Here is a 13,259-nt window from a genome sequence, read left to right on the forward strand (position 1 = left end):
CCCTGTCTCTCCTGTCTCCCGTGTCTCCCTTCTCCCTACTCGCCAAAATTAACTGATACTCAAAATCCAGGTTCCCATGTATCGCAGTAGTGGAACGTCGCCAGGGGAGAGAACTTGGCAATTGAAATAATACATCCCACCAAAGGAGGGGTTTTTGACGTTAGAAAAAACTAACTCAACTCCACTACCTGCTGGTACAGGTTCTTCGGGAAAAATACTAATTAGCTTACCTTCTTTGTCCCACTTGACCTCAGAAAGCTTAACTGATTTACCTTTGACTCGCACCTCAATTTTTTTGGGGTCAAAAATTCCTTCGTAATAATCAGGATAGGTGATGGCAAATTGAGCAACTGCCAATTTCATTCTTTGACCTGGAATCCTCAATCTATAACGATCCCAACCATTAGTTTGTCCGCCAAAATCTAACCGGAAGGGCAGCTGATTTTCCCCTTTGACACCGCTAAAGAGCGTAAATCCAGGTAAGCTTTGTGCCAAACTCACAACTGGAAATCCAGTTAGCAAAAAGCTAGTTACGGCTAAAGCAGAAAGTAAACGTCGCATATTTAAGCTCCCTCCACCAAAATATAAACTCTGTTATCTAAATAACTGTATGTTAGTATTCTTTACTAAACTTTACTACGGACTTCCTGACAATAGACGTTGAATAGGAAAAAAAGTGCCATTTTTGGTGACTTTTAGCTAAAAGTAATTTTGCTTAGTCAGATATTTAACTTTAAATCAATTCACTTCATTATTCTTACAGAGACTTGGTTTGATTGCTAGGTTAGTCGAATTTGAAACTAAATGAAAACACAGCTGAGATGAGATTGTGTTTCCGAATATGTATAAGTGTATCTAAATTTAAGATTTTTGTTATAAAAATTGAGCCGTATGATTAGCGATCGCCAGTGAACTTGAGATAAATTGATTAAAATAAGCTTGAACGAAAGTCGGAATTATTAAAATTTGATTTGAAAATTATCAAGCTTCCAAAATTTGGTCAATATTACTCTATAAGAAAGGATATAGCCAATTTCTGAATCCCGAAAATAAGCTGAAGATAAAGATGCAAAATTTGGGAATTAACTTAGCATGTGCAATACGTAACCCTATTTGCAAATATCTGAAAATGTAACATCTGCAAGCCGCAAAGTGAGGCTTTGCGCGGAGAACGAAGAGTGGGAGAGGAAAGATTCAAGGTTCAATCTACTAGAAAAAGTCATGGCTGATGTTCCTGCCTCAGTATTAAAAGTGCGAAATATCCCTCATCTGAGCGATCGCTTACTTGGCAGAGATTAAGTATTTATCTTCAGGAGATTTCATGAGAATAGCAGTTGCTAAAGAAATTGAAGTTTGCGAACGTCGTGTGGCATTAATTCCTGACGTTGTTGCCCGATTGGTAAAGCAAGGCTTAGAAGTTTGGGTGGAATCGGGTGCGGGAGAACGATCCTTTTTTAGCGATCCTGCTTATGAAGCAGCAGGAGCCAAAATTATTAGCGATTCTGTCAAATTATGGAGCGAAGCAGACATTTTGCTCAAAGTCAGCCCACCCCAAGAACGAGAAGATGGACGTTCAGAAGTTGATTTGTTAAAGGAAGGAGCTGTATTAGTAAGTTTCCTGAATCCTTTAGGAAATCCTGTGGTGGCGCAGCAATTGGCAAATCGCAAAGTCACAGCCTTGAGTATGGAAATGATTCCCCGTACCACCAGGGCGCAAAGCATGGATGCTTTGTCCTCGCAAGCTTCACTAGCAGGTTATAAATCAGTATTGATTGCCGCAGCTGCATTACCAAAATATTTCCCGATGCTGACAACAGCCGCAGGCACCATTGCCCCAGCGAAAGTATTTATTATGGGTGCTGGCGTGGCTGGATTGCAAGCGATCGCCACCGCTAGACGCTTGGGAGCAGTGGTAGAAGCCTTTGATATTCGTCCGGCTGTGAAAGAAGAAGTGCAAAGCTTAGGGGCAAAATTCGTCGAAGTCAAACTCGAAGAAGAAACCGTCGCCGCAGGTGGCTATGCCAAAGAAATTTCTGAGGCTAGCAAACAACGTACCCAAGAAGTTGTCGCCGAACACGTGAAAAATGCCGATGTGGTGATTACCACTGCTCAAGTACCCGGCAAAAAAGCACCACGACTCGTGACAGAAGAAATGGTGGCACAGATGAAACCCGGTTCAGTAATTGTAGATTTAGCCGCCGAACAGGGTGGTAACTGCGCCTGCACCGAACCCGGCAAAGATATTGTCTGGAATGGTGTGACAATTATCGGCCCCATCAATTTACCATCCTCGATGCCAGTCCACGCCAGCCAATTATATGCCAAGAACGTGACATCGTTAATCCAACTGCTGATTAGCAAAGAGAAAGCTTTGCAAGTGGACTTTAGCGACGACATTGTTGAGGCAGCTTGTGTTACCCACGCAGGTGAAATTCGCAATCAACGAGTGCGTGAGGCGCTACAAGCTTTGAATACTCAAGAACCGGCGGTTAATTAGGGACTGGGGACTGGCGACTGGGGACAAGGGAGACAAGGAAGTGTGGGGAGTGTGGGGAGAGAGGGGGGAAAGATTTCTTCCCCATCCTCCCACACCTCCCACCCCTCCCACACTTCCTGCTTGCCCAATGCCCCATTCCCACTTACAAAAGGAGTTTTATTTCATGACAGAGGCCTTACTTGCTGCTTTGTTTGTATTTGTTCTGGCGTCTTTTATCGGCTTTGAAGTGATCAACAAAATACCACCGACGCTACACACACCTTTAATGTCAGGCTCAAACGCAATTTCTGGCATTTCGGTACTTGGGGCAATTGTGGCCTCAGGTGCTAGAGAAACTAGCGTGTCAGTGATTCTCGGTTTAATTGCTGTGGTACTGGCTACAGTCAACGTTGTCGGTGGGTTTCTCGTCACAGACAGAATGCTGCTTATGTTCAAGAAAAAGGAGATTAAGGCGTGAGCGACTTTTTACCAACTGGCATTCAGCTGACATATTTAGTCGCTGCATCCTTATTCATTTTTGGTTTGAAAAAGCTGGGTTCGCCAGCGACAGCACGGAACGGTAATGTCATCGCAGCGGTGGGGATGCTGCTGGCAATTGTGGCAACAATGTTGGATCGGCATGTGTTGAACTATGAAATGATTTTGTTAGGCTTGGCAATCGGATCGGGAATTGGTGCGATCGTTGCCTACAAAGTCCAAATGACGGAAATGCCCCAAATGGTGGGTTTGCTCAACGGTTTGGGCGGTGCAGCTTCGGCTTTAGTCGCCGTTGCCGAATTCTGGCGGTTATTGGATTCTGGCGCACCCGTACCCCTAGATGTGAACATTTCCATGCTGCTGGATGTGTTAATCGGTGGCGTTACCTTCACGGGTAGTTTTCTCGCCTTCGCCAAATTGCAAGGTTTAATCAGCGGTTCCCCGATTACATTTCCATTCCAGCAACCATTTAACTTGGTGCTTCTGGGTGCTTACGTAGCTGGCAGTGTTTACTTAATCATCACACCAGATAGCCTACCCATATTCTTAGGAGTAGTTGCTGTTTCCTTGGTGCTGGGTGTGATGTTCGTCATCCCCATTGGTGGTGGCGATATGCCAGTGGTAATTTCGCTGTTGAACTCCTTGTCAGGTGTAGCGGCTGCTGCTGCTGGTTTTGTGGTGATGAACAATATGTTAATCATCGCTGGAGCGTTGGTGGGAGCTTCTGGTTTAATCCTCACCGAAATTATGTGTAAGGCAATGAACCGCTCCCTCTTCAGCGTGCTGTTCAGCGCTTTTGGTACGGGTTCTACCTCTGGCGGTGGTGCTGGTGGTGGTGGTGCGATCGATCAAACTGTCCGCAGTATCGATCCCGAAGAAGGGGCGATGATGTTGGGATACGCTCGTTCCGTGGTAATTGTACCTGGTTATGGGATGGCAGTTGCCCAAGCACAACATAGCGTCCGCGAATTGTCAGATCAACTAGAACGGATGGGCGTAGATGTCAAGTATGCCATTCACCCCGTTGCTGGAAGAATGCCGGGGCACATGAATGTGTTGTTGGCTGAGGCAAATGTGCCTTATACGCAGTTGTACGACATGGATGATATTAATCCCCAGTTTGAACAAGCTGATGTGGCTTTAGTAATTGGGGCAAATGATGTGGTAAACCCTGCGGCGCGGAGCGATGCAAATAGCCCGATTTATGGAATGCCGATTTTGGAAGTAGATCGGGCAAAGCAGACAATTGTGATTAAGCGCGGGATGAGTACGGGTTTTGCCGGTGTGGATAATGAGCTGTTCTACAAAGATAAAACTACGATGCTCTTTGGTAGCGCCAAAGATATGGTGTCTAAGTTGGTTTCAGAAGTGAAGCAACTTTAACGAACCGCGAAGGACGCTAAGAAAAATTTAGAGAGTTGGCTTGCTTTGGGAGTGTGATGCTTCTAGAGCAAGTTTTTTTATGTATTTTATCCCTATTAATTGATGTTTTTTATATAAAAATACAGTTATTTAATTTGTCTAAAAGTAAGATTTATTCTTGATTGTGTAAGTTTATTTTTTTTAGGTATTTGATGTTGCCAAAAGTGCTGTGTAGTTCCCTTCATCATTAGTAAGCTTCCATGATTAAGTTGAATTTCGTAGTTTAATTCTTTTTGTATTTTATGTCTAAACACAAAACGACGATTAGCTCCGAAACTTACAGAAGCAATTACAGGATTTTCTCCAAGTTCTGGTTCATCATCACTATGCCAAGCTACGCTGTCTTTACCATCACGATATAGATTGAGTAATACACTATTGAATTTAATTTTAGATAAATATTCAATTTTAGATTTAATATTGATTAATACAGGAGTCCATGAAAAAGGTTGCATTGTGATTTTAGAGTAAGAATAAGATTTTCCCGGATCTCCATACCAAGCTGTAAGTCTTGGTAATTTAATTTGTTTACCAAAGACTATTGTAGATTCTTGATTCCAAGAAGTAGTTTCATATAATTCAATAAATAATTGGTTACTTTCGTTACCATCAAATAAATTTTGGTAATAGATTACTTCAGCATTTTCCATAGGTAGCTTTTCACCCTGATGCCTACTCTCATCATTTCCCTCTTCCCAAATAGATAATTGATTAAACATAAAATAATTTCAATTAATATCTATAATTTGTCTGGCTATGTATGGTCAATGATATCATCACATTAAATAGCAATTCTAAATGAGTCATGAACAAGACACGTTTTTACGAAAGTTAAAAAAATCAAATTTTTATACCACATAACCTATTACTAATACTATAGTACAAAAATACTAACTGAATTCTCAAGCTAAATGTTTTTAGGGGTTGTCAAAGCAATAGTACTTGATTCCTAATATATTAATCTGATTCTGCGTCAAACGTGAATCCACAAGTAAATTAGCATTTTTCAGAGACAAAAATGCTTGGTTATCAGGATTGTCCGTGCTGCGGACGATAGGATACAAGCATAAATCAGCAATTTGCATGATTGCGTTTGCCTTTGTTTTACTATCTATTCCACATAGTAGATTTGATAAATCCTCAGCAGATAAAGGTGAATATTTATCATATCTATTAGCATCAAAAGGATTTCCTTTTGCTCTCAAATCATCAAAGTATTGCTTCAGTAGGGTATCTTCCTTTGCATCTCTGCGCCTCTGCGTGAGATAAAAAAGCGATCGCCCCTCAAATCTCCACAGTGCGATCGCTTGGTTTTTCTTGAAATGCGATCGCCTAATTCATCTTCATAATAAAATCGATCTCTAAATTTTTATTGAAAATAGCATCATCATTGACTATGATACAAGGACGTTTTTTGCTAATTTCTGTCCCTACTGTTGGATCTAAATTAACTAATCACACTTCACCTCTGTAGATAATTTTTTGAGTTGTGTAAGTCTTCATCTGGATAGTCGCAAAAATCTTCTCCCTCTAAGTCAACACTATCAGGTGCATAGTCTATCGCGATCGCCAAGAAAATAAAAAGCGCCTTCAAAGTAAAATCAAGTTGAACGGCACAGAATTAGTACAGTTTGTTGCACGTGTAGTAACCAAATATTTAGACCGACCAACCATTGTTCTAATTGAAGTTTACTGGCCCAAACTAATTAACCACCACCAACAATAGTAACTACTTCTAGACGATCGCCCGATCGCACTTTTGTTTCTGGCCAAAACTGGCGGTGTAAAATTTCGCCGTTATACTCCACCGCCACTAAACGGGGATTGAAACCCAACTGTTGGAGTAAATCAGGTAAAAGGGTTTCAGACAAACAGCTACGACTTTCACCATTTATCTCAACCGTAATCTCATTAGACATAAATTTGGGGAGTGGGGAATTGGGCATGGGGCATGGGGCATGGGGAATTGGGCATTGGGGACTAGGGGAAAAGGGCAAAGGGCAAGGGGCAAAGGTAAGATTCACCCTTTTCCCTTTAACCTTTTCCCTTTTCCCTTTTCCCTACCCGAAGGGTTTTGACTAATTACTAATAACTTCTGGTTTAATACGATTGAGTTGGGAAAGCAAATATTGGGTTACTAAGGTAGGCTGTTCAGCTTGCATGAGCGATCGCACTACTGCGACGCGTTCGGCTCCTGCATCGATGACATCATTAATATTATTTGCATCTATTCCCCCAATAGCAAACCACGGAATTGAACAGTTTTTCGCTGCATGGCTGACATATTCTAAGCCTGTTGCTGCCTTACCCACTTTCGTGGGAGTTTCATAAACCGGCCCCACGCCAATGTAATCCACACCTTCAGCAATTGCACGTTGCATTTCTTCTGGATTTGTGGTAGATAGACCTATGATGCGCTGGGAACCGAGTAGTTGCCGAGCAATGCTGATAGACATATCTTGTTGTCCCAAATGCACTCCATCGGCATCAACGGCTAAAGCTAAATCTACGCGATCGTTAACGATAAATAAAGCGCCGTAAATGTGGCATAACTGCCGCAGTTTCCTGGCTTGTTCTAGACGCAAAGAATCATCAGCGGTTTTCTCACGGTACTGTACGAGGGTTAATCCGCCTTTGAGTGCAGCTTCTACAGCGCTGAATAAATTTTCACTAGGCGAAGTAACAAGATACAAACGCGATCGCCATAACAATTGATGGCGCTGATAACCCATTAAATTACTTTCTAGGGTGTAAACTTGATAGCGCATTTGCTTACAAGCTTTAGCCATACTTTGGTGGTAAAGTTTGCCATATTCTTCCAGCACTCGCAACGCTTCTTCTATCCGACAAAAGTTAGCCTGCAACACCGATTTTATACTAGCTCGTTCTTCCTCCTGAGGATGGGTTAACTCAGTCCCAGGATCGCCTGGTGTATCTCGCGCCGCCCGCAATTCGGGGGTATGCCATTTGGCTACTTCTTGGCGCAAGCGCTTACATTCAAGAGCCAACTGAGCATTATTTAAACCAAAGCGGCACCATTCCTCAATAATTCGCAAGCCTTCACGAGCGCGGTCTAAATTAGCGTCTAAAATCCGGTAAACAACTTGCTGTATTTGTTGTTTTTGGCTGTATGGCTCGACCATTACCACAACCCCGTTAGTACTTTCATCGAAATGTGAATTATCATATGTCCTAGTAACCATAAGTTAATTAATTTACTTTTTTTGACTCAATTTTGACTAAATATACGCAAAAAAACCTAGAAATAAAGGTTATTTTAAATTATCCCATGTTCCCATAGGCAGCGATCGCGGTAGTTTGAGGCTACAGTTTAGCACTAAGGTTAGTCAAGTATTTTCTGGTAGACTACAGGCTTACAAAGAACAGGGAAAAGCGGATACAATAGCAAATCCGCACTCCCCAGAGCAATAGCCCAGGAACTTCCAAATCAAAATATCCAACTATTCATATCACATTACTTATTTTCTGGTGGATGCCTCTCTCAAGGCAAACGTATTTCATTTTTTTATTTACTAATAAAAATTTCAAACATAATCTCTGGTTATTATTAGTCAATCCTACTGCTAGTGAAGGTCACAAAAGGAAAATGAAAAGTATTAAGAATCATTGAGGTGTTGTTTATGTATTATTTATCACAATCTTTCTTTAAAGGGAATTCAAACTTTTGGAAGGTTTGTGCAAATTATGTAAGCGCTAGGATTGCAGCAATTAGGTTTGATATTATCTTCTGACTTATTAGCCCCTGAGCGATCGGGGGATTTTTTTTTAGTACTTGAATTGCCCACAATATAGATTGATTGCACAAGATCGAAGATTTTGGGGCGTTACTGATTTCATATTAAAATTCAATAAAAATTCATAATATATAATTGCTGAATTCATAAGACTTTGACACACAAGAGGCTTACAGCAGATTGCAAAGGAGTGAGGTACAGATAATCGTAGGAAACATATAGGATTCATATTTGATTTCTGAAATACAAAGGGTGTGTTACGCCGTAGGCTAACGCACCAAAGCCCAAAATACGGTGCGTTACACTTCGTGATAAGGCACCCTACACATACTTAGATTTTTTCAAGAATCAAATCGGATTCCTATATTCACTAGCCGCGTACTTCATTTATCTGAAAAAATACGCTTTATAAAAATTAATAAGTTCTAACACGCTCGACTTTCCAATGTGAAACAGGGGACAACAAGACAAGGGGAATAATTCAGTCAACAGCCAACAATCAACGCTCCTTGTTTGGCCAATTGTCAATTCCTTGTTTTATTAGTCGTCAATAGACCAATATGTGGGTAATATTATCGGCATAGTAGTGTCTAAGAGTATAAGAATTTATTGATACTTTCGAGGAGTTATGTTAAATATGATTCCCTATTTTCTATTTTCCACGTACCGCAGTATAAATGCTTTGCAACCAAAGCGAAACTTTCTGGAACCTACAAAGCTTTTAATTTTGAGTTTTTATGTTCTAATTTTTACCTTAACTTTCAAACTAACAAGCGTGGATAGTGCGATCGCTCAGATGCCATCGGCACAAGATTCCGCACCTATAGGGGGAAAAAACAGTTCTCAGGCGAACGTGCTGTTTGTCAACCCTAATGCAGGAGACGACGTTACAGGTAATGGCAGCCAATCCACTCCTGTAAAAACTATTACCCAAGCGCTGCGATTAGCTAATCCTAATACTGTAATTATGCTCTCTCCAGGTACTTACAGTACTGAGACGGGAGAGGTATTTCCTTTAATGCTCAAACCAGGTGTTTCTATTCAAGGAAATCCGGGCGATCGCGGCAAAGATATCATCATTCAGGGAGGGGGCGATTACCTAAGTCGCAGTTATGGCGGTCAAAATGTAACAATTGTTGGGGCAGATGAAGCAGTGCTAACTGGGGTGACGCTGACAAACTCAAACCGTCGTGGTTATGGTTTGTGGATTGAATCTAGCAATCCGGTAGTTATGGAAAATACCTTTATAGGTAATATGCAAGATGGGATTTCCGTCAGTGGAAATGCTGCACCCACCATTAGCAAAAATTACTTCGATGGCAATGGCGCTAATGGCATCACAATTGCTGGGAACTCCCGCCCCCAAGTCAAGGAAAATATTTTTCATGAAACCGGCTTTGGCATCAATATTGCCCAAAATGCTGCGCCTGTGGTTATAGCCAATCAAATTCAGAATAATAGATCTGGAATTATAGTCCAAGCGAATGCTCGCCCGATTTTACGGAATAATATTATTCAAGGTAGTAAAGAAGATGGTTTAGTAGCGATCGCCCAAGCAATGCCAGATTTAGGCAATGCATCCGAACCTGGGGGTAATAAATTTCAAAATAATGGCCGCTATGACATTAATGCCAGCGCAGCCAAGCAGGTAATTTCTGCTGCTGGCAATAACCTGCTGAGCGATCGCATCGCTGGTAATGTAGATCTCAACGGTACAACAGCCCTAGCAACCGAAAATTCTCAACCCTCCCCTGTAGCCAACAATATGGCACAAGAAACACCAGCATCTAGGGAAATCAGTTTTTCGGCTCCTGGAGTCCCAGAAACCACCAACACCCAAACCAGCAACAGCACTTCAGCAGATAATCTCGTTCCCAGACAATTAAACAGTCAAACCACCAACAGTATTTCAGCAGATAATCTCGTTCCCGGACAATTAAACAGTCAACTGCTGCCATTGCAACCAGCGAGTGTCTCGCTTTCGCCAGCCACATCCAATCAACAACCACCTACCTCTAAAGTTGCAGGTTTTCCTACTCCTAGCAGCTTGCCAGGTAGACAAACATCAACTAACACTCAAGTTGCAAATTCCACACCAACACAGCCGCCTCAGACACCCCAGTTTAATTATGTGCAGATCGATCCGAGCGCGATTGAATTTAGTGCGCCTCAGTATCCGTCGAGTTCTCTAGCACAGCCAGCAGTTTCCAACACTGCTAATCAAACACAGCAGTCATTACCAAAACTAGAGCCTACTACTTTGGGCAATGAACCACCCTTGCCACTTCCCGATGCTCCCAATCAGGCAAAAGTACCAGTTACAAATTCTACAAATATCTCCTACAGGGGAGAATCTAGGACACAGTACGGTATACGTTATCGGATAGTGGTCACATTAATAACAGATAAAGACCGAGATTTAGTGCGATCGCTTGCTCCTGGTGCCTTTATCACAGTCTGGCAAGGTCTCAAAGTGATGCAAGCAGGAGTATTTGACAGTGAATATAACGCGAAAGAAATGCTCAAAGCACTTTCTAGCAAAGGCTTAAGAGTCATTATGGAACCGTTGAATTGATTGGGCCAAACAGGAAGTGTGGGAGGTGTGGGAGGAGAGGGAGGTGTGGGAGGTGTGGGAGGAGAGGGAGGACAGGAAGGACAGGGAAGCATAAATTCTCTTTCTCCCCACACTCCCCCATCCCCCCACACTCCCCACACTCTCCACACTCCCCACACTCCCCACACTCCCCTTGCCCCCTACCCCCCACACTCCTATCCCGGTTTATGATCTAAACGAGTCGCCTGCTCTAGGGCGGCTTTTTCTTTGGCTCGGCGGGCATAGGGTTGTAATTGGGCGCGATCGCAACCTGTTAAAATACTCAAGTTTTCTAAGCTAATTCCCCGCATTAACATTTCTACGCGCCAGGTTTGTTGTGCTTGGGCGATGACTGGCGGTTGTCCTTGGGGAGTTAATAATCCCTGACTCCATATTTGCCAACGTACCTGAAGTTCTGATTCGGAAATTGGTTGGCCTGTTTCATTAAGAAACATTGCTGTTTGATTATCTTTACGACTTTTCACCCATTTAATTAGAGGATTATTAGTGTAAGTGCCGTAGCGTTTGCCTAAAATCCACTGATTTACAGGTACTTGCCGCACAAATCCGGGAATTGTAATTTGCAGGAAGTGTCCTTGAGTATCCGAGATTTGGTGCGATCGCTCTAAGCTTATTATTTCTGTGGCGGATAACCCAGCACCAAATAACACGTAAGCCAAGGCATAATCTCGTATCCCTGATTTCCTGGCTTGTTGCAGAATTTCATAAACCAAATTAGCAGGTAAATCAGCTATTTCTGTGCCGGTCGCATTTCCTTGTAAACAATTAGTGGCTGATTCTGCTGAGGATGACATCGCTCCATGTAAAAACAACTCTACTAAATTCTCTAGAAAATCATCCCGATCTTCCCAAAGTTCATGAAATTCACTAGTAAATTCAATTACCGCATATCCCAAAATCATCCCATTGAGCAAACTGGCTAATTTCTCTGCGGGTAGATACGTATTAAGGTGTCCTTGCTGGATGATAGTAGCTAAGTATTGCGCCACATAACGGTTTGCCTCTGTTACTCCCCTGCCTAAGGCGCGGCGATTTTCTGCCGGGAATTGATCGGCTTCCCCCACCACAGAGCGAACAAACTCTGGCACTCGTTCTAAAGCATGTAAGCTGTCACTTGCATAATCTTTTAGAGCTTGGTAGACATTACCCGGAGGAGTTGCCCGCCTTACTAAAGATTCACCGAGATTTTTAAAGGCTGCTGACTCTTCCAGCACAGCCAAAAGCAGCCCATGTTTATTACCAAAATTCCGAAATAGAGTCACTTCGTTGACTTCAGCTTTTTCAGCTATTTGGCGGGTTGTGGTAGCACTGACTCCTTGAGCAGTAAATAACTCAAGTGCAGCTTGGATCAAGCGTTGACGAGTGGAAATCAATTGAGAGGACATATAAAAATGCAAGTGACACTTGCAACTGAACCATAGTATTGCTACGATAAACATGTAAGCGATACTTGCTTGACTCTACTGTAACGAACTGGTGTAGAGATTGGGAAAATCCCTTGGGGGATGGTATCCGAGAAAACGCAAATCGCTTGCTCGTTTATCAACAGGAATTTTTATGACCGCAAATTTTGGAGCGCTTGGCAAAGACATTATCCCTGAGAAAGGAAATCCGCCCCAACTCAGCTGGACTAATGTAGTATTTTTTACTACATTTCATGTTTTAGCACTTCTAGCTCCTTGGTTTTTTTCTTGGTCGGCATTAGGTTTGCTGGTGTTTCTCCACTGGTTATTCGGGAGTATTGGTATTTGCCTGGGATATCATCGACTACTGAGCCATCGGAGTTTCCAAGTTCCCAAGTGGTTAGAGTATGCGATCGCCACGATCGGAGCGTTAGCTTTGCAAGGCGGGCCAATTTTTTGGGTGGGCGGACACCGCCAGCATCACGCCCACACCGAAGATATCAACCTAGACCCATACTCCGCCCAACGAGGATTTTGGTGGAGTCACATGCTGTGGATATTCTACCCGCGTCCAGAGTTTTTTGACTGCGAAACCTATCAAAAGTATGCCCCCGATTTAGCAAGACAACCTTTCTATCGCTGGTTAGATCGCTACTTCTTACTGTTACAAATTCCCTTCGGGTTGTTGCTGTATGCCTTAGGAGGATGGTCTTTTGTCATCTACGGAATGTTTGTCAGATGCGTCTTGCTTTGGCACTCAACTTGGTTTGTGAACTCTGCATCACATCTGTGGGGTTATCGCACCTTTGATGCCAATGATGGCGCTCGTAATCTGTGGTGGGTATCCCTTGTCACCTATGGAGAAGGGTGGCACAACAACCATCATACTTATCCCCACATGGCAAAATCCGGCCTATCTTGGTGGGAAATTGATATTACTTGGTGGAGTATCAAAGTTTTGCAGACTTTAGGTTTAGCCAAAAAGGTTGTTTCCCATCCTCCTCAAAGTGCAACTCGCGGCTAAATTGTAACTGAAATTATCATCGATTTGTCATGCCGACGGTGCGATCGCGCCGTCGGCTTACTAAGCT

At 42.7% G+C, this 13,259-nt stretch carries 12 protein-coding genes and 1 pseudogene; 6 read left to right on the top strand and 7 right to left on the bottom strand.

What is annotated here, in order from left to right; genetic code table 11:
• Positions 1 to 48: 48 nt before the first annotated feature.
• Positions 49 to 561: a DUF2808 domain-containing protein gene (locus NSTC745_RS09160; protein WP_445636870.1), complete on the bottom strand. Its 513-nt coding sequence runs from the start codon at positions 559 to 561 to the stop codon at positions 49 to 51.
• 760 nt (positions 562 to 1,321) lie between these two features.
• Between NSTC745_RS09160 and NSTC745_RS09165 the strand changes: the two genes are divergently transcribed.
• The 3 genes from NSTC745_RS09165 to NSTC745_RS09175 all read left to right on the top strand — a co-directional run bounded on the left by NSTC745_RS09165 (position 1,322) and on the right by NSTC745_RS09175 (position 4,357).
• Positions 1,322 to 2,497, top strand: coding sequence for a Re/Si-specific NAD(P)(+) transhydrogenase subunit alpha (locus NSTC745_RS09165; protein ID WP_445636871.1), 1,176 nt, complete (start codon positions 1,322 to 1,324; stop codon positions 2,495 to 2,497).
• 163 nt (positions 2,498 to 2,660) lie between these two features.
• Entirely contained in the window at positions 2,661 to 2,954 is a 294-nt protein-coding gene (locus tag NSTC745_RS09170; RefSeq protein ID WP_190955495.1) for an NAD(P) transhydrogenase subunit alpha, read from the top strand.
• Positions 2,951 to 4,357 (top strand): NAD(P)(+) transhydrogenase (Re/Si-specific) subunit beta, encoded by a 1,407-nt coding sequence (locus tag NSTC745_RS09175; RefSeq protein ID WP_445636872.1) that lies wholly within the window; start codon positions 2,951 to 2,953, stop codon positions 4,355 to 4,357. The genes NSTC745_RS09170 and NSTC745_RS09175 overlap by 4 nt, the downstream gene beginning before the upstream one ends.
• Before the next feature lie 125 nt (positions 4,358 to 4,482).
• Here NSTC745_RS09175 and NSTC745_RS09180 read toward each other — a convergent pair whose 3' ends face one another.
• The 5 genes and pseudogenes from NSTC745_RS09180 to NSTC745_RS09200 form a co-directional block, all read right to left on the bottom strand.
• Positions 4,483 to 5,115 carry an alpha-ketoglutarate-dependent dioxygenase AlkB family protein gene (locus NSTC745_RS09180; RefSeq protein WP_445636873.1) on the bottom strand — a complete coding sequence of 211 codons (633 nt, stop codon included), beginning with the start codon at positions 5,113 to 5,115 and terminating at the stop codon, positions 4,483 to 4,485.
• A 198-nt stretch (positions 5,116 to 5,313) separates the two neighbouring features.
• Positions 5,314 to 5,601, bottom strand: coding sequence for a hypothetical protein (locus NSTC745_RS09185; RefSeq protein WP_445636874.1), 288 nt, complete (start codon positions 5,599 to 5,601; stop codon positions 5,314 to 5,316).
• A 172-nt stretch (positions 5,602 to 5,773) separates the two neighbouring features.
• Positions 5,774 to 5,872, bottom strand: a pseudogene (locus NSTC745_RS09190) (type II toxin-antitoxin system PemK/MazF family toxin); the annotation flags it as partial.
• Between the two features lie 230 nt (positions 5,873 to 6,102).
• On the bottom strand, positions 6,103 to 6,315 hold the full coding sequence (gene thiS / locus NSTC745_RS09195; RefSeq protein ID WP_445636875.1) for a sulfur carrier protein ThiS: 213 nt from the start codon (positions 6,313 to 6,315) through the stop codon (positions 6,103 to 6,105).
• Between the two features lie 159 nt (positions 6,316 to 6,474).
• A complete protein-coding gene (locus NSTC745_RS09200) occupies positions 6,475 to 7,539 on the bottom strand; it encodes a thiamine phosphate synthase (protein ID WP_445636876.1) in 1,065 nt (354 codons plus the stop codon).
• 1,249 nt (positions 7,540 to 8,788) lie between these two features.
• Between NSTC745_RS09200 and NSTC745_RS09205 the strand changes: the two genes are divergently transcribed.
• Positions 8,789 to 10,726, top strand: coding sequence for a DUF1565 domain-containing protein (locus NSTC745_RS09205; RefSeq protein WP_445636877.1), 1,938 nt, complete (start codon positions 8,789 to 8,791; stop codon positions 10,724 to 10,726).
• Entirely contained in the window at positions 10,727 to 10,936 is a 210-nt protein-coding gene (locus NSTC745_RS09210) for a hypothetical protein (protein ID WP_445636878.1), read from the top strand.
• On the opposite strand, the gene NSTC745_RS09215 is transcribed toward NSTC745_RS09210, so the two are convergent.
• Positions 10,921 to 12,150 (bottom strand): TetR family transcriptional regulator, encoded by a 1,230-nt coding sequence (locus NSTC745_RS09215; RefSeq protein ID WP_445636879.1) that lies wholly within the window; start codon positions 12,148 to 12,150, stop codon positions 10,921 to 10,923. The genes NSTC745_RS09210 and NSTC745_RS09215 overlap by 16 nt on opposite strands.
• Before the next feature lie 172 nt (positions 12,151 to 12,322).
• Here NSTC745_RS09215 and NSTC745_RS09220 point away from each other — a divergent pair, with 172 nt between their 5' ends.
• A complete protein-coding gene (locus NSTC745_RS09220) occupies positions 12,323 to 13,192 on the top strand; it encodes an acyl-CoA desaturase (protein WP_096534925.1) in 870 nt (289 codons plus the stop codon).
• The last annotated feature ends 67 nt before the right edge of the window (positions 13,193 to 13,259 follow it).

Source organism: Nostoc sp. DSM 114161 (assembly GCF_052692665.1).